General features: G+C 66.0%; 18 protein-coding genes and 1 tRNA gene. 15 read left to right on the top strand and 4 right to left on the bottom strand.

What is annotated here, in order from left to right:
* The first annotated feature begins 25 nt into the window (after nucleotides 1–25).
* Complete coding sequence (locus tag DACI_RS10590) at nucleotides 26–943, top strand: LysR family transcriptional regulator (protein ID WP_012204039.1); 918 nt, start codon at nucleotides 26–28, stop codon at nucleotides 941–943.
* An 83-nt stretch (nucleotides 944–1026) separates the two neighbouring features.
* Here the strand turns inward: DACI_RS10590 and DACI_RS10585 are convergent, their stop codons facing one another.
* The 3 genes from DACI_RS10585 to DACI_RS10575 form a co-directional block, all read right to left on the bottom strand.
* A complete protein-coding gene (locus tag DACI_RS10585) occupies nucleotides 1027–2349 on the bottom strand; it encodes a glycerate kinase type-2 family protein (RefSeq protein ID WP_012204038.1) in 1323 nt (440 codons plus the stop codon).
* Nucleotides 2350–2453: 104 nt separating this feature from the next.
* Entirely contained in the window at nucleotides 2454–3431 is a 978-nt protein-coding gene (locus tag DACI_RS10580) for a tripartite tricarboxylate transporter substrate binding protein (RefSeq protein WP_012204037.1), read from the bottom strand.
* A gap of 52 nt (nucleotides 3432–3483) precedes the next feature.
* Nucleotides 3484–4590: a tartrate dehydrogenase gene (locus tag DACI_RS10575; RefSeq protein ID WP_012204036.1), complete on the bottom strand. Its 1107-nt coding sequence runs from the start codon at nucleotides 4588–4590 to the stop codon at nucleotides 3484–3486.
* A gap of 124 nt (nucleotides 4591–4714) precedes the next feature.
* On the opposite strand from DACI_RS10575, the gene DACI_RS10570 reads away from it, so the two are divergent.
* The 8 genes from DACI_RS10570 (at nucleotide 4715) to DACI_RS10535 (ending at nucleotide 14990) form a co-directional block, all read left to right on the top strand.
* The gene (locus DACI_RS10570; RefSeq protein ID WP_012204035.1) at nucleotides 4715–5638 is read left to right on the top strand and encodes a LysR family transcriptional regulator; all 924 of its coding nucleotides are present in this window, start codon (nucleotides 4715–4717) and stop codon (nucleotides 5636–5638) included.
* Nucleotides 5639–5724: 86 nt separating this feature from the next.
* On the top strand, nucleotides 5725–6402 hold the full coding sequence (locus tag DACI_RS10565; protein ID WP_012204034.1) for a GntR family transcriptional regulator: 678 nt from the start codon (nucleotides 5725–5727) through the stop codon (nucleotides 6400–6402).
* Nucleotides 6399–7355 (top strand): allantoinase PuuE, encoded by a 957-nt coding sequence (gene puuE / locus DACI_RS10560; RefSeq protein ID WP_012204033.1) that lies wholly within the window; start codon nucleotides 6399–6401, stop codon nucleotides 7353–7355. Before DACI_RS10565 ends, puuE begins: the two co-directional genes overlap by 4 nt.
* 6 nt (nucleotides 7356–7361) lie before the next feature.
* Complete coding sequence (gene uraD, locus DACI_RS10555) at nucleotides 7362–9137, top strand: 2-oxo-4-hydroxy-4-carboxy-5-ureidoimidazoline decarboxylase (protein ID WP_012204032.1); 1776 nt, start codon at nucleotides 7362–7364, stop codon at nucleotides 9135–9137.
* Nucleotides 9134–10426: a M20 family metallopeptidase gene (locus DACI_RS10550; RefSeq protein ID WP_012204031.1), complete on the top strand. Its 1293-nt coding sequence runs from the start codon at nucleotides 9134–9136 to the stop codon at nucleotides 10424–10426. Before uraD ends, DACI_RS10550 begins: the two co-directional genes overlap by 4 nt.
* A gap of 404 nt (nucleotides 10427–10830) precedes the next feature.
* On the top strand, nucleotides 10831–12318 hold the full coding sequence (locus DACI_RS10545; protein WP_012204030.1) for a nucleobase:cation symporter-2 family protein: 1488 nt from the start codon (nucleotides 10831–10833) through the stop codon (nucleotides 12316–12318).
* 185 nt (nucleotides 12319–12503) lie between these two features.
* Entirely contained in the window at nucleotides 12504–14801 is a 2298-nt protein-coding gene (locus DACI_RS10540) for an NADP-dependent malic enzyme (RefSeq protein WP_012204029.1), read from the top strand.
* A 101-nt stretch (nucleotides 14802–14902) separates the two neighbouring features.
* Nucleotides 14903–14990 (top strand) — tRNA-Ser (locus DACI_RS10535).
* Here the strand turns inward: DACI_RS10535 and DACI_RS31145 are convergent.
* Entirely contained in the window at nucleotides 14976–15275 is a 300-nt protein-coding gene (locus DACI_RS31145) for a YdaS family helix-turn-helix protein (RefSeq protein ID WP_012204028.1), read from the bottom strand. The genes DACI_RS10535 and DACI_RS31145 overlap by 15 nt on opposite strands.
* 128 nt (nucleotides 15276–15403) lie before the next feature.
* Between DACI_RS31145 and DACI_RS10530 the strand changes: the two genes are divergently transcribed.
* The 6 genes from DACI_RS10530 (at nucleotide 15404) to DACI_RS10505 (ending at nucleotide 18540) form a co-directional block, all read left to right on the top strand.
* Entirely contained in the window at nucleotides 15404–15760 is a 357-nt protein-coding gene (locus tag DACI_RS10530) for a hypothetical protein (protein ID WP_012204027.1), read from the top strand.
* A 94-nt stretch (nucleotides 15761–15854) separates the two neighbouring features.
* Nucleotides 15855–16076, top strand: coding sequence for a hypothetical protein (locus tag DACI_RS10525; RefSeq protein WP_043781133.1), 222 nt, complete (start codon nucleotides 15855–15857; stop codon nucleotides 16074–16076).
* Nucleotides 16077–16542: 466 nt separating this feature from the next.
* Complete coding sequence (locus DACI_RS10520; protein WP_012204026.1) at nucleotides 16543–17649, top strand: replication initiation factor domain-containing protein; 1107 nt, start codon at nucleotides 16543–16545, stop codon at nucleotides 17647–17649.
* A 20-nt stretch (nucleotides 17650–17669) separates the two neighbouring features.
* Entirely contained in the window at nucleotides 17670–17990 is a 321-nt protein-coding gene (locus DACI_RS10515) for a hypothetical protein (protein ID WP_012204025.1), read from the top strand.
* Between the two features lie 42 nt (nucleotides 17991–18032).
* The gene (locus tag DACI_RS10510; RefSeq protein ID WP_043781130.1) at nucleotides 18033–18236 is read left to right on the top strand and encodes a hypothetical protein; all 204 of its coding nucleotides are present in this window, start codon (nucleotides 18033–18035) and stop codon (nucleotides 18234–18236) included.
* Nucleotides 18237–18318: 82 nt separating this feature from the next.
* Nucleotides 18319–18540: a major capsid protein gene (locus DACI_RS10505; RefSeq protein WP_012204024.1), complete on the top strand. Its 222-nt coding sequence runs from the start codon at nucleotides 18319–18321 to the stop codon at nucleotides 18538–18540.
* The last annotated feature ends 43 nt before the right edge of the window (nucleotides 18541–18583 follow it).

The following is an 18583-nucleotide window of genomic DNA, read 5'->3' as shown; positions in this document are numbered from 1 at the left end:
TACCAATGAAAAAGGAGACAGCGCCATGGACAGACTCGATGCCATGCACATGTTCGTGCGCGTGGTGGAGACCAGCAGCTTCACCAAGGTCGCGCACGAATTCGCCACCACCCAGCCCACGGTCACCAAGCAGATCGCAGCCATGGAAGCGCGCCTGAAGGTGCGCCTGCTCAACCGCAACACGCGCGGCGTGAGCCTGACCGAAGCGGGTGCGCTGTACTACGAGAAGTGCAAGACCATCGTCAACGACGTGGCCGAGGCCGACAAGGTGGTCCAGGTGCGCCAGACCCAGGTGCAGGGCCAGCTGCGCATTGGCAGCTCGGTGGCCTTTGGCCGGCGCGTGCTGATACCGCTGGCGCTGGAATTCATGGCGCACAACCCCCAGGTGCAGGTCGACCTGAGCTTCGAGGACCGCTACACCGACCTGGTGGCCAACGGCATCGACGTGGCCCTGCGCCTGGGCAAGCTGGCCGACTCCAGCCTGGGCGCACGCACGCTGGGCGTGAACCCCTGGGTGCTGGTGGCCTCGCCCACCTACCTGCGCAAGCGCGGCACGCCGCGCCGCCCCTCCGACCTCAAGGAACATGCCACGCTGATCTACAGCAGCGTGCAGGGCAACGACATCTGGCGCCTGCGCAACGCCAGCGGAGAACCGGTCTCGGTGGCGGTCACGGGCCGGCTGCGCTCCAACAACCTCTCGGCCCTGCTGGCGGCCTCACGCTCGCACATGGGCATCGCCGCCCTGCCCCGCTACGTGGCCCATGACTCCCTGGAAGCCGGCCGCGTGGTCGAAGTCCTCAAGACCTGCCGCCTGCCCGAGCAGGAAATCCACGCCGTCTACCCCTCGCCGCGCCTGGTGCCGCAGAAGGTGCAGTCCTTCATCGCCTTCCTGCAGGGGCGGTTCGATGCCGAATGGTGGGAGACGCTGCCGCGCGGGGCGTGAGCGCCTGAAACAGGCGAGCCTGAAACAAGTGGCCGGGCGCACGCCCCGGCCTCGAAAAACAACCACCCGGCAGGAGCAAAAACCTAGAGAACCAGAATCGCCCGGAAGTCATTCACGTTGGTATGCGTAGGCCCGGTCACCACCAGATCCCCCAACGCATCAAAGAACCCATACGCATCATTGCGGTCCAGGTACTCGGCAATCCGCATTCCCTGGGCCTGGGCCCGCGCCAACGTATCCGGTGACACGCGCGCGCCCGCGTTGTCCTCCACGCCATCGATGCCATCGGTATCGGCCGCCAGCGCCCAGACCTTCTCCTGCCCCTGCAGGGCCTGGGCCAGCCCCATGCAGAACTCGCCCGCGCGGCCGCCGCGCCCCTTGGGCGTGCCGGCCGGGCGCTGCCGGATGGTGACCGTGGTCTCGCCGCCGGACAGGATCACGCAGGGCTTTGCAAACGGCTGGCCGTGGCGGGCCACGGCGCGCGCCAGGGCGGCGTGGACCTTGGCGACTTCGCGCGATTCGCCCTCGATCTCGTCGGACAGCACGTGGGTGCGCAGGCCCGCCGCCTCGGCCACGCGTGCGGCCGCCTCCAGCGAGTGCTGGGGCGTGGCGATCATGTGGACCTCGTGGCCGTCGAAGCGCGCGTCGCCGGGCTTGGGGGTTTCCAGCTCGCCTGCCTCCAGCGCGCGGCGCACGGATTCGGGCACGTCGATGCGGTAGCGCGCGAGGATGGCCAGCGCGTCGGCGCAACTGCTGGCATCGGGCACGGTGGGGCCGCTGGCGATGATGGAGGGGTCGTCCCCTGGCACGTCGCTGATGGTCAGCGTGACCACGCGCGCAGGCGCGCAGGCCGCGCCCAGGCGCCCGCCCTTGATGCGCGACAGGTGCTTGCGCACGCAGTTCATCTCGCTGATGGCGGCGCCGCTTTCCAGCAGGGCGCGGTTGATGCGCTGCTTTTCCTCCAGGTCTATGCCTTCGGCCGGCAGGGTCAGCAGGGCCGAGCCGCCGCCCGAGATCAGGCACAGCACGAGGTCGTCCTCGGTCAGCCCTTCGGTCAGCGCGAGGATGCGTTCGGCGGCGGCCAGGCCTGCCGCATCGGGCACGGGGTGGGCGGCCTCGACCACTTCGATGCGCTGCGCCAGGCCTTCGGGGCGCGGCGGGATGTGGTGGTAGCGCGTGACCACGAGGCCGGACAGCGGCGCGTCCGCTGGCCACAGCGCCTCCAGCGCCTGGGCCATGGAGCCGCCGGCCTTGCCCGCGCCCAGCACCAGGGTGCGGCCCTTGGGAGGCTTTGGCAGGCATTGGGCCATGCTGTACAAGGGCTGCGCATCCTTGACCGCAGCGCGGTAGAGGTCGAGCAGAAAGGCTTGGGGATCGGTGAGGTGCAGGTCCGTGGTGCTGGTCATGGTGTGTTGTCTCCGCCGGGCATTATGGAATTTCCTGCACCGGCGGTGGCATGCGGTCAAGTCACAACTGATTCGCCCGGCCTCGTTCCTCGTGCCAACTCAACTCAATCCAGGGCCACCTTGGCGTCCTTGACCAGCCTGGCGAAGCGGTCGGTGTCGTCGCGAATCTGGCGCGCCATCTGCTCGGGCGATCCGCCGATGGGCTCGGCGCCTATCTCTTCCATCTTCCTGCGGAACTGCGGGGACTCGATGATGCGGTTCATGTCCGCGCCCAGCCGCGCCAGTACCTCGCGGGGCGTGGCGGCCGGTGCCAGCACGCCGAACCAGGTGCCCATGTCGAAGCCCTTGAGCCCGGCCTCGTCCAGCGTGGGCACATCGGGCAGGGCCACCGAGCGCCGGGCCGTAGTCACGGCCAGCGCGCGCAGCTTGCCGGCCTTGATGTGGGGCAGCACAGGCGTGACGGTATCGAAGGACATGGCAATCTGCCCGCCCAGCAGGTCCGTGGTCAGCGGGCCGCTGCCCTTGTAGGGCACGTGCAGCAGCTGCACGCCGCCCATGGACTCGAACTGCGCGCCGATCAGGTGCTGGCCCGTGCCCGCGCCATTGGAGCCATAGGCCAGCTTGCCGGGCTGGGCGCGGGCCTGGGCCAGCAGCTCCTGCACGGTTTTGGCGGGCACCTGCGGATTGACCACCAGCACATTGGGGACCACGGCCACCACGGTGATGGGCGCCAGGTCCTTCTGGAAGTCATAGCCCAGCCTGCGGTAGACGCTGGTGGCAATGGTGTGGTGCACGGCGCCCATGAGCAGGGTGTAGCCGTCAGGTTTCGCCTTGGCCACATGGTCGGCGCCCAGGGTGGCGCCCGCGCCGGGGCGGTTTTCCACGACCACGGGCTGGCCCAGACTCTTGGACAGCTCCTGGCCCAGCGCACGTGCCAGCACGTCTGTGGTGCCGCCTGCGGGAAACGGCACGATGAGGTTGACGGGGCGCGCCGGCCAGGCCTGGGCCCAGGCAGCTGGGATGGTGGCAGGAATGGCGGCGGCCAGCGCGCACGCGGCGGCAACCCTGGTGATGCGGTTCATGGCTTGTCTCCTGTCTGTTCTTTTGGGGGTTGTCGGACCATGCAGCGCGCGCTCAGGCAGGCACGGGCACGGCCTGGACCTCGGCGGACTGCGCGCGCAGCCGTGCGCAGACCGCGTCGGTGACCTGGCGCGTGGTGGCCTTGCCGCCCAGGTCGCGCGTGTGCAGCGAGGCATCGGCCGTCACCTGCTCCACGGCCTGCATCAGCCGCTGCGCGGCGCGGTGCTCGCCCAGGTGCTCCAGCAGCATCACGCAGCTCCAGAACGTGCCCACGGGGTTGGCCAGGCCCTGGCCCATGATGTCGAAGGCCGATCCGTGGATGGGCTCGAACATGCTGGGGTAGCGGCGCTCCGGATCGATGTTGCCCGTGGGCGCAATGCCCAGGCTGCCGGCCAGCGCGGCCGCCAGGTCGCTGAGGATGTCGGCATGCAGGTTGGTGGCGACCAGGGTGTCCAGCGAGGCGGGGCGGTTGACCATGCGCGCCGTGGCCGCGTCCACCAGCTCCTTGTCCCAGCGCACGTCGGGGAACTCGGCGGCCACCTGCACCGCAATCTCGTCCCACATCACCATGGCGTGGCGCTGGGCGTTGGACTTGGTGATCACCGTCAGCAGCTTGCGCGGCCGCGACTGCGCCAGGCGGAAGGCAAAGCGCATGATGCGCTCCACGCCCGCACGGGTCATCATGCTCACGTCGGTGGCCACCTCGATGGGATGGCCCTGGTGAGCGCGGCCGCCCACGCCCGCGTATTCGCCTTCGGAGTTCTCGCGCACGATGACCCAGTCCAGATCCTCTCGCGCGCAGCGCTTGAGCGGCGCATCGATGCCGGGCAGGATGCGCGTTGGCCGCACATTGGCGTACTGATCGAACCCCTGGCAGATCTTCAGGCGCAGGCCCCACAGCGTGACATGGTCGGGAATGTGCGGGTCGCCGGCCGAGCCGAACAGGATGGCGTCCTGGCCGCGCAGCGCGTCCAGCCCGTCGGCCGGCATCATCTCGCCGTGCGCGCGGTACCAGTCGCCGCCCCAGCCGAAACTGGTGAAGGCAAAGCCCAGGCCGGGCTGGGTTTCGGCCAGCGCCTGCAGCACCTCCTGCCCTGCGGGCACCACTTCCTTGCCGATGCCATCGCCGGGAATGCAGGCGATGCGGTATGTCTTTGTCATGAGGGCTCCTTGGCTTGCGGTGGATGAAGCGCCATGCGGATCCATGGCCTTGTCCGTGAATCTATCGATGGAACAACGCCGCGCGCGCCTCTAGAGTGATGGCATCGTTCACTTTGATTCAACAATGAGCACACCCGTTTCAGCGCCATCGGAGATGGCCTTCTTCTGCCTGCTGGCCCGCAGCGCCAGCCTGTCGGCCACGGCCCGCGAGCTGGGCATCACCACGCCGGCGGCCAGCAAGCGCCTGTCCCAGATGGAGGCGCGGCTGGGCGTGCAACTGGTCAGCCGCACGACGCGGCGCCTGGGCCTGACCGATGAGGGCCAGACCTACCTGGCCCATGCGCGGCGCATCCTGGACGACATTGCCGCCATGGAGCAGGCCGTGGCCGGCATGCCCGGGCAGCCGCAGGGCCTGCTGCGCATCAATGCCACGCTGGGATTCGGGCGCAGCCATATCGCGCCGCTGATCGCCAGCTTCGTGCGCAGGCACCCGCAGATCCAGGTGCAGCTGCAGCTGTCGGCCTCGCCGCCGCCCCTGGTCGATGACAGCTTCGACCTGTGCATACGCTTTGGCGAGCCGCCGGACGCGCGCGTCATCGCGCGGCGCCTGGCGCCCAACCGGCGGCTGCTGTGCGCGTCTGCCGCCTACCTGGCACGGCGCGGCACGCCGGCCACCCCGCGCGAGCTGATGCAGCACGACTGCATCGACATCCGCCAGGGCGACGACACCCACGGCGTCTGGCGCTTCACCCACAACGGCCCCGGCCGCAAGACCGAGGCCATCCGCCTGCGCGACAGCCTGAGCACCAACGATGGCGAGATCGCCGTGGGCTGGGCCCTGGCCGGCCTGGGCATCGTCATGCGCGCCGAATGGGATGTCGCCCGCTACCTGCGCAGCGGCCGCCTGGTGCAGGTGCTGGCCGACCATGCCACGGCGCCGGCCGACATCCACGTGGTCTATCCGCAGCGGCATGCGGCAACCCAGCGCGTGCAGCGCTTTGTGGAGCACCTGGCACGGCACTTCGATACGGCCGCGCCCGGTTTCTGAAAAGGGATGCCGTATGCGGGGAAACGCCAATAAGCAGTAGACAGAAACTGTATACAACTCTTGTGACCAGCCGCTATGATGGCTGAATGGAGACTTCCACCACCAGTTTCATTGTCGAGAGCCTGACCCGGGCCATCGTCGAACACCGTCTTCTGCCCGGCACCAAGCTGGCCGAGCAGAAATTGGCAGACCATTTCGGCGTCTCGCGCACCCTGGTGCGCCAGGCGCTGTTCCAGCTGTCGCAAAACCGCCTGATCCGGCTCGAACCCGCGCGCGGGGCCTTCGTGGCCACGCCCTCGGTGGACGAGGCGCGCCAGGTCTTCGCCGTGCGCCGCATGCTCGAAGCCGAGATGGTGCGCGCCTTCATCGCCCAGAGCACGCCGGCCAAGATCCGCGCGCTGCGGCAGCACGTGGCGGCCGAGAAAAAGGCCATGGACGGCAACGATGTCGGCCAGCGTACCGAGCTGCTGGGCGACTTCCACGTGCGCATGGCCGAGCTCATGGGCAACGAGGTGCTGGCCCAGCTGCTGGGCGAGCTGATCTCGCGCTGCGCGCTGATCACGCTGATGTACCAGTCCAGCACGGCCGCCGAGCATTCCCATGACGAGCATGCCGAAATCGTCACGGCCCTGGCCGGCGGCGACGCCGACCACGCCGTGCAGCTCATGCAGCAGCACCTGGACCACGTGGAAGCCGGCCTGACCTTCGACCGCGACATGCCGACCAGCGATCTTTCGATGGCCCTTTCCTCCGTATCCGCATGACCTACGACGCCACTGCCCCCTATCCCCGCGACCTGATCGGCTACGGTCGCACGCCCCCCCACGCCCGCTGGCCAGGCCAGGCCCGCGTGGCCGTGCAGTTCGTCCTCAACTATGAAGAGGGCGGCGAGAACTGCGTGCTGCACGGCGACGCCGCCAGCGAGCAGTTCCTGTCCGAAATGTTCAACCCGGCCGCCTACCCCGAGCGCCACATGAGCATGGAAGGCATCTATGAATACGGCTCGCGCGCAGGCGTCTGGCGCATCCTGCGCGAGTTCGAGAAGCGCGGCCTGCCGCTGACCGTGTTCGGCGTGGCCACGGCCCTGCAAAAGCACCGCGAGCTGGCCCAGGCCTTCGACGAGCTGGGCCATGAAGTGGCCTGCCACGGCCTCAAGTGGATCCACTACCAGAACATTCCCGCCGAGATCGAGCGCGAGCACATGCGCCAGTGCATGGAGATCTTCGGCGAGCTGTACGGCCACGATGGCGACCACGGCCTGGGCTGGTACACGGGCCGCGACAGCCCCAACACCCACCGCCTGGTGGCCGACGACGGCCGCTTCGCCTACGACAGCGACTACTACGGCGACGACCTGCCCTTCTGGATGAAGGTCGGCAGGAGCGACGGCAGCACCCGCAGCCAGCTCATCGTGCCCTACACGCTGGACTGCAACGACATGCGCTTCGCCCTGCCCCAGGGCTACTCGCACGCCGACCCGTTCTTCCAATACCTGAAGGACACGTTCGACGCCCTCTACGCCGAGGGCGATCCGGCCGGCGATGACTCCCCCAAGATGATGAGCATTGGCATGCACTGCCGCCTGCTGGGCCGCCCCGGCCGCATCACGGCACTGCAGCGCTTTCTGGACCACATCCAGCGGCACGACAAGGTCTGGGTCTGCCGCCGCATCGACCTCGCGCGCCACTGGGCGCACCACCATCCCGACAAGGAATAACGCAGCATGGCTCTGACGCTGGAACAACTCAACGCCGCCGACCTGGCCACCGCCGCCAGTCTGCTGGACGGCCTCTACGAACACTCGCCCTGGATTGCCGAGGCCGCGCTGGCCCAGCGCCCCTTCCGCTCGCTGGCACAGATCAAGTACGCCATGGCCCAGGTGCTGGACAAGGCGCCGGTGCAGGCCAAGCTCGACCTGATCCGCGCCCACCCGGAGCTGGCCGGCAAGGCCATGGAGACCAACACGCTCACGGCCGAATCCACCAACGAGCAGAACAAGGCCGGCCTGACGCGCTGCACGCCCGAGGAGCTGGAGCACATCCGCAAGCTCAACGCCGAATACGGCAAGCGCTTCGGCTTTCCCTTCATCCTGGCCGTGCGCGGTCCGCGCGGCGCGGGCCTGGCCAAGGCCGAGATCATCGAGACCTTCGAGCGCCGCCTGCACAACCACCCCGACTTCGAGCTGGGCGAGGCGCTACGCAACATCCACCGCATTGCCGAGATCCGCCTGAACGACAAGTTCGGCTACACGCCCGAGCTGGGCAACGATGTCTGGGACTGGCAGGAAAAGCTGGCCCAGCACAGCGACCCGGGATATGCCGAAAAGGGCCAGCTCACCGTCACCTACCTGACCGATGCCCACCGCGCCTGCGCCCAGCGCATCAGCCACTGGATGCGCGACTGCGGCTTCGACGAGGTCGAGATCGACGCCGTAGGCAACGTCGTGGGCCGCTACAAGGCAGCCACCGACGATGCCAGGACCCTGCTGACCGGCAGCCACTACGACACCGTGCGCAACGGCGGCAAGTACGACGGCCGCCTGGGCATCTTCGTGCCCATGGCCTGCGTGCGCGAGCTGCACCGCCAGGGCAAGCGCCTGCCGTTCCACATCGAGGTCGTGGGCTTTTCCGAAGAAGAAGGCCAGCGCTACAAGGCCACCTTCCTGGGCTCGGGCGCACTGATCGGCGACTTCAGGCAGGAATGGCTGGAGCAAAAGGATGCCGACGGCATCACCCTGCGCGAGGCCATGCAGCATGCCGGCCTGTGCATTGACGACATCCCCAAGCTGCAGCGCGATCCGGCCCGCTACCTGGGCTTCATCGAAGTGCACATCGAACAGGGCCCGGTGCTCAACGAACTGGACATCCCGCTGGGCATCGTCACCTCCATCAACGGCAGCGCGCGCTACATCTGCGAGATGATCGGCATGGCCAGCCACGCCGGCACCACGCCCATGGACCGCCGCCGCGATGCCGCCTGCGGCGTGGCCGAGTTGGCGCTGTACATCGAAAAGCGCGCCGCGCGCGACGGCACCTCGGTGGCCACCATGGGCCAGCTCAATGTGCCCAGCGGCTCGGTGAACGTGGTTCCCGGCCGCTGCCAGTTCAGCCTGGACCTGCGCGCGCCCACCAACGAGCAGCGCGACGCCATGGTGGCCGACATCCTGGCCGAGATCGAGGCCATCGCCCAGCGCCGTGGCCTGCGCTACAGCACCGAGCTGGCCATGAAGGCCGCCGCCGCCCCCAGCGCCCCCGAATGGCAGCAGCGCTGGGAAGCCGCCGTGGACGCCCTGGGCGTGCCCCTGTACCGCATGCCCAGCGGCGCCGGCCACGACGCCATGAAGCTGCACGAAATCATGCCCCAGGCCATGCTGTTCGTGCGCGGCCTGAACGCCGGCATCAGCCACAACCCGCTGGAAAGCTCCACCGCCGACGACATGCAACTGTCCGTCGATGCCTTCTCCCACGTACTGAACCAGCTGGCCCAAGAGCAGCAATGACCGACATGAACCAAGACAAGCAAGCCACCTACGCCGCCCTGGACGCCTGGATCGACCAGCATTTCGATGAAGAGGTGCAATTCCTGCAGGCCCTGGTCCAGGTTCCGACCGACACCCCGCCCGGCAACAACGCCCCCCATGCCGAGCGCACGGCCGAGCTGCTCAAGACCCTGGGCTACGAGGCCGAGAAGCACACCGTGCCCGAGGCCGACGTCAAGGCCTACGGCATGGAGTCCATCACCAACCTGATCGTGCGCCGCCCCTACGGCAGCGCAGGTGACGCCGGCGGCGGCCTGACCATCGCGCTGAACGCCCACGGCGACGTGGTGCCGCCCGGTGAAGGCTGGACCCAGGACCCCTATGGCGCCGCCATCGAGGACGGCAAGCTCTACGGCCGCGCCGCCGCCGTGAGCAAGAGCGACTTCGCCACCTTCACCTACGCCGTGCGTGCGCTCGAAGCCGTGGCCCGGCCCTCCAAGGGCGCGGTGGAACTGCACTTCACCTATGACGAGGAATTCGGCGGCATCCTGGGCCCCGGCTGGCTGCTGGCCAACAACCTCACCCAACCCGACCTGATGGTCGCGGCCGGCTTCAGCTACGAAGTCGTCACCGCCCACAACGGCTGCCTGCAGATGGAAGTGACCGTGCAGGGCAAGATGGCCCACGCCGCCGTGCCCCACACGGGCGTGGACGCGCTGCAGGCCGCCGTGGTGCTGATGAATGCGCTGTACGCCGAGAACACCAAGTACCAGCAGGTGACCTCCAAGGTGCCGGGCATCAAGCACCCCTACCTGAACATCGGCCGCATCGAAGGCGGCACCAACACCAACGTGGTGCCCGGCAAGGTCGTGCTCAAGATCGACCGCCGCATGATCCCCGAGGAGAACCCGGCCGAGGTCGAGGCCAGCATCCGCGCCGTCATCGCCCAGGCCATTGCCGACTTCAACGCCAAGGGCGGCTACACGGGCGAGGATGCCGTGCGCGTGGACATCAAGCGCCTGCTGCTGGCCAATGCCATGACGCCGCTGGCGGGCAACAAGCCCCTGGTGGACGCCATCCAGGCCCATGGCGAAGCCGTGTTCGGCGAAAAGCCCCCGGCCGTGGGCACGCCGCTGTACACCGACGTGCGCCTGTACGTGGAGCGCGGCATTCCCGGCGTGATCTACGGCGCCGGCCCGCGCACCGTGCTGGAATCCCACGCCAAGCGCGCCGACGAGCGCCTGGTGCTGGAGGACCTGCGCCGCGCCACCAAGGTCATCGCGCGCATGCTGTGCGACCTCACGGCCTGACCATCTGACGGCCCGCATCAAGGCCTGACACCCAAGCCCGGCGCCGCCGGGCTTTTTTGCGCCCGGGCACCGCATCGGGGCGCATGCACCACCGCAGCCCATGCCGTGCGCCAGAGCCGCGCACGAGCCGCGTCCAAGCCGCGCCCAAGTCGCGCCACAGCGGCCGCCAGGCACCAGCACGGTGCCTGGTGCTTGCCAGGCGGCTGGCATCCATCTTGCAATGCACCATGGCACTCCCGCCCTGGCAGGCGATGCGCACCAAAACGGGTTGGCGCGACTGCCGCAACAGGGTTTACCGGGAGCAGAAATTTCCCATGATCTGTATACACTTTTTGTATGGATGTTGGCGCCGAACCCTGCCACGCCGGCGTCCGTTCCCATAAATCCCGAGGAGACAAATCCCCATGCAATCTTCCGTTCATCCCGTCGATGAGATGCTGCCCGCAGGCAAGCTCACGGCGCTGGGCCTGCAGCACGTTCTCGTGATGTATGCGGGCGCCGTGGCCGTGCCCCTGATCGTCGGCCGCGCACTCAACCTGCCGCCCGAGCAGGTGGCCCACCTGATCTCGGCCGACCTGTTTTGCTGCGGCCTGATCACGCTGATCCAGGCCATGGGCGCCACCCAGTGGTTCGGCATCAAGCTGCCCGTGATGATGGGCGTGACCTTCGCCAGCGTGGCGCCCATGGTGTCCATGGCGCAGAGCACGGGCGGCTCGGCGGGGGCGGGGCTGATCTTCGGCTCGGTGATCGGGGCGGGGATCGTGTCCATCCTCATCGCCCCGCTGATCAGCCGCATGCTGCGCTTTTTCCCGCCCGTGGTGACCGGCACCATCATTGCCGTCATCGGCATCAGCCTGATGCGCGTGGGCGTGAACTGGATCTTCGGCAACCCCGTCGGCCCCACCGCGCCCAGCGTGCCCAACCCCGAGCACCTGAAATGGCTGGCCGACGCCCAGGCCACGGCCGGCGCGCCGGGCTCCTCGCTGCCGCCCGTGCCCAAGGGCTTCGCGGTCGTGCCCACCATTCCCAACCCCAAGTACGGCGACCTGACCGGCGTGGGCATCTCGGCCATCGTGCTGCTGTCCATCCTGCTGATCGCGCGCTTTGCCAAGGGCTTCCTGGCCAACGTCTCGGTGCTCATGGGCATCCTGATCGGCGGCGTGCTGTCCGTGGCCATGGGCCTGATGGACTTCAGCAAGGTCGCCAAGGCCGAATGGTTCACGATGGTGCTGCCCTTCGAGATCGCCACGCCGGTGTTCGACCCCATCCTCATCCTCACCATGAGTCTGGTGATGGTGGTGGTGATGATCGAGTCCACCGGCATGTTCCTGGCCCTGGGCGACATGACCGATCGCAAGATCAGCCAGGACGAGCTGACGCGCGGCCTGCGCACCGACGGCCTGGGCACGCTGATCGGTGGCATCTTCAACACCTTCCCCTACACCAGCTTCTCGCAGAACGTGGGCCTGGTCGCCGTCACCGGCGTCAAGAGCCGCTGGGTCTGCGTGGCCGGCGGCGTGATCCTGATCGTGCTGGGCGTGCTGCCCAAGATGGGCGCCCTGGTCGAGTCCCTGCCCACCGTGGTGCTGGGCGGCGCGGGCCTGGTGATGTTCGGCATGGTGGCCTCCACCGGCATCCGCATCCTGAGCAACGTGGATTTCCAGACCAACCGCAACAACGCCATGATCGTTGCCGTGTCCATCGGCGTGGGCATGATTCCGCTGGTGGCGCCGAATTTCCGCCAATGGATGCCCCACGCCATTCATCCGTTGATCGAATCCGGTATCCTGCTGGCCTCGATTACCGCGGTGGCATTGAACATTTTCTTCAACGGAGCCAGCAGCGACACCTCTGCTGCCGTCCAGGCCGCACGCCAGGCAGACGCCCACTGATGAAACAGTGCCCGCCCTGGCGGGCACGCCCAACAATCGCCCGGCCTACCCGCCGGGCTGTGCGCCCCCTGCCGTCCATAGGCGCCAGGGGGCTTGTTGTCGAAATCCCTGAGGCAAAACTGTCCTGACCCTCATAGGCTGTAGCTATCCGGTAAGCTCCGAGAGCATTTGCAGAGAATTCCTGTATGACCCAAAACCTGTCCAACGCTGAACAAGCCCTGCGCGACGCAGCCCGCGAATACCATCGCAGCCCCAACAAGGGCAAGATCTCCGTCACGCCCACCAAGCCCTTGTCCAACCAGCGCGACCTGTCGCTGGCCTATTCGCCCGGCGTGGCCTACCCCTGCCTGGACATCCAGGCCGACCCCTCGCTGGCCGCCGAATACACGGCGCGCGGCAACCTGGTCGGCGTCATCACCAACGGCACGGCCGTGCTGGGCCTGGGTGACATCGGCCCGCTGGCCGGCAAGCCGGTGATGGAAGGCAAGGGCTGCCTGTTCAAGAAGTTCGCTGGCGTCGACGTGTTCGACATCGAACTGGCCGAGCGCGATCCGGACAAGCTGATCGAGATCATCGCCTCGCTCGAACCCACGCTGGGCGGCATCAACCTCGAGGACATCAAGGCGCCCGAGTGCTTCTACATCGAGCAAGAGCTGTCCAAGCGCATGAACATCCCCGTGTTCCATGACGACCAGCACGGCACGGCCATCATCTCCAGCGCCGCCCTGCTCAACGGGCTGGAGCTGGTGGACAAGCAGATCGGCAACGTCAAGATCGCCGTCTCCGGCGCCGGCGCCGCTGCCATCGCCTGCGTGAACGTGATGGTGGGCCTGGGCGTCAAGCGCGAAAACGTCTTCATGTGCGACTCCAAGGGCGTGATCTACGAAGGCCGCCCCGGTGGCCTGGACGCCTCCAAGGCCCAGTACGCGCAAAAGACGGACGCCCGCACCCTGGCCGATGCCGTCAAGGACGCCGACGTCTTCCTGGGCTGCTCGGCTCCCGGCGTGCTCACTGCCGACATGGTCAAGACCATGGCCGACAAGCCCATCATCCTGGCCCTGGCCAACCCCGAACCCGAGATCCGCCCCGAGCTGGCCAAGGCCGTGCGCCCGGACTGCATCATGGCCACGGGCCGTTCGGACTACCCCAACCAGGTCAACAACGTCCTGTGCTTCCCCTACATCTTCCGTGGCGCGCTGGACTGCGGCGCCACCAAGATCACCGAAGCCATGAAGCTGGCCTGCGTGCGCGAAATCGCCGCACTGGCCAAGCAGGACGTCAGCGATGAAGTCGCCGCTGCCTACCAGGGCAAGGAGCTGAAGTTCGGCCCCGACTACCTGATCCCCACGCCCTTCGACACCCGCCTGATCCTGCGCATCGCGCCGGCCGTGGCCAAGGCTGCCGAAGAGTCCGGCGTCGCCACCCGCCCCATCGCCGACTACGACGCCTACCGCGAGAGCCTGACCCGCTTCGTCTACCAGACCAGCATGTTCATGCGTCCGGTGTTCGCCGCTGCCAAGGCCAACCAGCAGCGCGTGGCCTATGCCGAAGGCGAAGACGAGCGCGTGCTGCGCGCCGCCCAGGTCGCCGTCGATGACGGCCTGGCCAAGCCCATCCTGATCGGCCGCCCCGCCGTGATCGAGGCCCGAATCGCCAAGGCCGGCCTGCGCCTGGTGCTGGGCAAGGACGTGGAGATCTGCAACCCCGAGGACGATCCGCGCTTCCGCCAGTACTGGGAAACCTACCACCGCCTGATGGGCCGCAACGGCGTCACGCCCGAGACGGCCAAGGCCGCCGTGCGCCGCTCCAACACGCTGATCGCCGCGCTCATGGTCCACCTGGGCGATGCCGACGCCATGCTCTGCGGCCTGGTCGGCAAGTTCGACAGCCACCTGGCCCATGTGCGCGACGTGCTCGGCCTCAAGCAAGGCGCCGGCGAGTTCGCCACCGTCAACGCCGTGATGCTGGACAGCGGCACGCTGTTCATCGCCGACACCTACATCAACGAGGCGCCCAACGCCACCGAGCTGGCCGACATCGCCCGCCTGGCGGCCGAGGAAGTGGCCCGCTTCGGCCTGCCGCCCAAGGTGGCCTTCCTGTCGCACAGCAACTACGGCTCGTCCAGCCGCCCCTCGGCGCTGAAGATGCGCGCCGCGCGCGACCTGTTCGCCGCCGCCAACCCCGACGTGGAATGCGACGGCGAAATGCACGGCGACTCCGCCCTGTCCGAAGCCATCCGCGACCGCGCCCTGCTCGAGTCCTCGCTGCACGGCGAGGCCAACGTGCTGATCTGCCCCAACCTGGACGCCGCGAACATCCTGTTCAACGTGCTCAAGACCACGGGCGGCCACGGCACGACCATCGGCCCCATCCTGCTGGGCGGCGCTGCCGCAGCCCATGTGCTGACCCCCTCCGCCACCGTGCGCCGCGTGGTCAACATGACGGCCCTGGCCGCAGCCCAGGCCATCGCTGCCCGCGGCTGATCCGCGCCGCACCCAAAAAAGGCGCCCCTTCACAGGGGCGCCTTTTTTACGCCCCCGGCCCCGGCAGGAGCGGCATAAGCCCGGCTAGAATACGCAGCTTCGGAGGTTTGGGTGAGTGGTTTAAACCAGCAGTCTTGAAAACTGCCGACGGGCAACCGTCCGTGAGTTCGAATCTCACAGCCTCCGCCAGTATCCAGCGTTCGGGAACGCATCCACTACGGCCCGCAGCATCTTCGCTGCATCGGCCTGGACCTCGTCAGTAGCGTCCAATCCCTCTATTACTTGCTCGACCAGTGCGACCTTGAGGTCGTAGTCTGCGATCTTGCACAGCTCAATCCGTGTAGGCGTTGTGCAGTAGCGCTTTCCCGTGCGCCATGAGCTGACTTCCTGCTGCTTCACCCCCATCTTTTCGGCCAGTTTTACTTGGCTTCCTGCTGCTGCTACGGCTTTGTCGATTAGCTCAATCAGTGGCATCTAGTGCTCCTCGTGGATACAACAATTTTTGTTGTTGACTTACAAGAATTACTCTTGTAGCATGTCTACATAGATTTTTCATGTACATGAAATTTCAATGTTGATTTTATCCACCCATGGAGCCACCCATGCCAGCTACGCAGCTTGTTTTCCCCGAGATTGAATGCAGCCCCGTCGTGTCCAGGCCTGTCCTGGCTCTGGTGGCTCAGAGCAGCGATGAGGGCTGCACCGGGAACGAAAAGCGCAAGGGCCGTGCTGCAAGGCATTCTGACTCTGCGGCGCGTAAGGCTGCGTACAGGGCTGCAAAGGCCCGCGTTGACTACACAGACAAGCCCGAGATCATCGCCAAGCTTCGGGAGACGGCTGCCGAGCTGGGCTGCTCGGTAAACGAGCTGCTGCAGAGCATGGTTCGCTTCGCCGAATGCAACCGCAACTGGAAGCAGGTGGGTCTGTACGGCGCTCTCCGTGATGGAGCGCTGCAATGATGCCTACTTGGGTCTGGGTCTTCTTTTGGGCTATTTGGTGTGTGTGTGTCGGTGTGGTTCTTCAGACCGTTGACTTTTTGGCGGCGTTTTCGCTATGAGCGATTTCATTGCATCCCGCCAGGAACTGCGCATTCGTGCTCAGGCTGCCATTTCGCGCCCTGTTCCGAAAAGCATCGCGCAGGCTGACGTCCAGTCAGTGCGCGCATACAAGGATTGCGTTGCCCAGGTCGCGCAGTTCGCGCGCACGGGTCGCTATGCGGACCGCAGTACGGCCGCGCTCTACCGCCTCGAGGCTATGCAGGGGGTGCGCCAATGACCGTTCATCTCCACGCTTGCCGTCCTGGTCACGGCATGACTGTTTGCGCTGTTCATCAGGCGCTGACTCAAGCCGCCCCCTGTTCTGGAGACAACCGGGGACCCGCATGCCGACCTTGTGTCGGCTCTGCGGGGCTGGGGGTATGGGGGTGCAGACCCCCCATGTCAACCTTTGTGCAACACGTACCCGTTGCTATCGGCGTTGCTGCTCGTTCTTCCGCGCAAGGGATCGTTACCCGAATGGGCCGAGACCCGAAGGGGCTTGGTTGCGCAGCAATAGAGCCCGGTCCCGAAGGGATGCGCCCTGCCTCGTTTGCCGCTGGAAATTGCGATGCGGGAGCCTTGGGTGATGCCGCTGCGGCCGCGGTGACATGCAGCTTTAGCGCAGGCGCCGCGGCCGCAGCGGCACGTCTTCATACCCCCCCCGAGTAACACGGGGGTAAACAAAGTTCAGGGCGCGGGGCGTTATGAATAACGAAGAAAAACTCGTCATCGAGGGCGGTCGCGTCAAGCTGCTGTGCGAACGTCGCCAGCTTGAGGCCAAGTCTCAAAACGGCATCATTGTTGACTACCTGCGCTTCACCGTTAAGCGCGATTTGATCCCGGACACGAAACGTATCCCGCGCGAGTCTGAGGACCGTGACCTAGTCAAGTACTACGCGCTGATATTCGCAAACCTGCTCGGCTTCGAGCTGGGCATTGAGCGTCCTGGTCGTGACTACTACGAGCACACGTATACGGTCGACAACGAAAACGGTCACGAAGTGGCCAGCGTCAGCGCAGGCGGCGAAAGCCAGCGCGGAACCATCTGTTTCACGCTCAAGGGCGAAGGCTGTACGCATGCCCGTCCAGGCTGGGAAAAGCGCGTCCACGACTACTTTTCGGACATGGTGCCGACCATCACCCGCATCGATGCGGCTAAGGATTTTTTCGCTGGCGAAGTGACCATCGAAGAGGTTGTAGGCCTCTACAAAGATCACAAATTCAGCTACCGCAAGCGCATGCCCAAGTACACGACGCATGGGGCGTGGGAGCTCGGTAGCACCGTCGATGACATTCCGCTGCACGGTCACAGCCGCACATTCCAAGTGGGAAAACGCGAGTCCGGAAAGCTTGCCCGCTTTTACGAAAAAGATCACCAGTACGGCAATTTCGCGGGGTCCTGGCTGCGCGCTGAACTGGAGCTTCGCAATGCTGGCCGGGTCATCCCATGGGATGCTGTCATCAACGCGGCAGAGTACTACGCAGGGGGCTATGAGGCTCTCAAATTGCTCTGTGATCGGGATGCCGGAACGGTCATTCCAACAAGCGTTAAGGCGGGTGAAGCATCAGCGGACAAGTTTGTCCGTTGGATCGTTCGCACCGTCGCGCCAAGCCTTGCGCAGATCACAAAAATCATGCCGGATGAGGACTGGCTGCACGGAATCGTGCTTGATCAGGCTCACCGGAAAGTCCCTCGCAGCTTGCGCGGCCTGAGCCTGCAATCCATGTCGCACGGGGTCACTGAAGCTCTAAGCAAATTCACCCAATTCATGAATCCCGCCGCACCGGCCGGCGCGGGTCTTTTGCAATAAGCCGGATCAAAGGAAACACCATGCGATTCAATCAAACCATCCAGGTCGTGGGCATGAAGGCCAGCAAAGGCACTCTCGAAAACGGCACGGCATACGACAGCACCAAGGTCTATGCCCTGATCGACCTGGACACGTCCAAGGGCAACGCCAAGGGCGCATCTGCAACCGAGTTCAACCTGGGCACGGCCGCGGAATTCGAGGCCTACAAGCACCTTCCTTTCCCCTTCGTGGCAGATGTGGAAATGGAGATGGTCAGCAACGGCAAGACCATGAAGACCGTCATGCACAAGCTCACCCCGAAGGCGGTTGCAGGCGGCTCTAAGTCGGCTGCAGCTACCTAACTACTGGCCGTTAGAGATCGCATTACGTTCCCGGGAACACGTATGCAAATCTCACCACGCTACTACGTGCAGTCGACTGACGACTACATGTTCCTGCGCGCTGATGGTGAGGGCGGTGTGGACTTCACCCCGCTCGTCATCAACGCAACGCCATTCGCGACGCCTGAGGCGGCTGTGGATGCTGTGCATGACCACTGCGGCGGTGAGGCTGTCGTGTTCCGTTGCTACCAACTGGAAAAGGGCTAGTGAGCGGTTTCCGCAAGTCTCGCGTGCGGGGTTTGCTGGTGCTGATTCGCAGCATCGTTTCTCTTTTCAAATGGAGTTTTATATGTTCGAAGAAACCTTTTCCGTTGCCCGCAAGTACGGCGCTCGCGTCGCTGCTGTTCCCGCCCTGGCTGTTGTGGCCATGGGAAATGCCCATGCCGAACTGCCGACCGAGGTCACGACGGCTCTGGGCAGTCTGTCGACTGATGCGCTGAAGGTCGCGGGCATCGTGCTGGCGGCCATCGTGGCCGTCTACGCATTCAAGTTCATCCGCAAGGGGCTGTAATGCAATTGATAGTGCCGCTGCTGGTTGATATGGGCGTCAATGC

The sequence above is a fragment of the Delftia acidovorans SPH-1 genome (assembly GCF_000018665.1).
In the GTDB taxonomy this organism is placed as follows: domain Bacteria; phylum Pseudomonadota; class Gammaproteobacteria; order Burkholderiales; family Burkholderiaceae_C; genus Comamonas; species Comamonas acidovorans.
The sequence above is the reverse complement of the archived record's forward strand: the minus strand, read 5'-3'. Positions and strand labels throughout refer to the sequence as shown.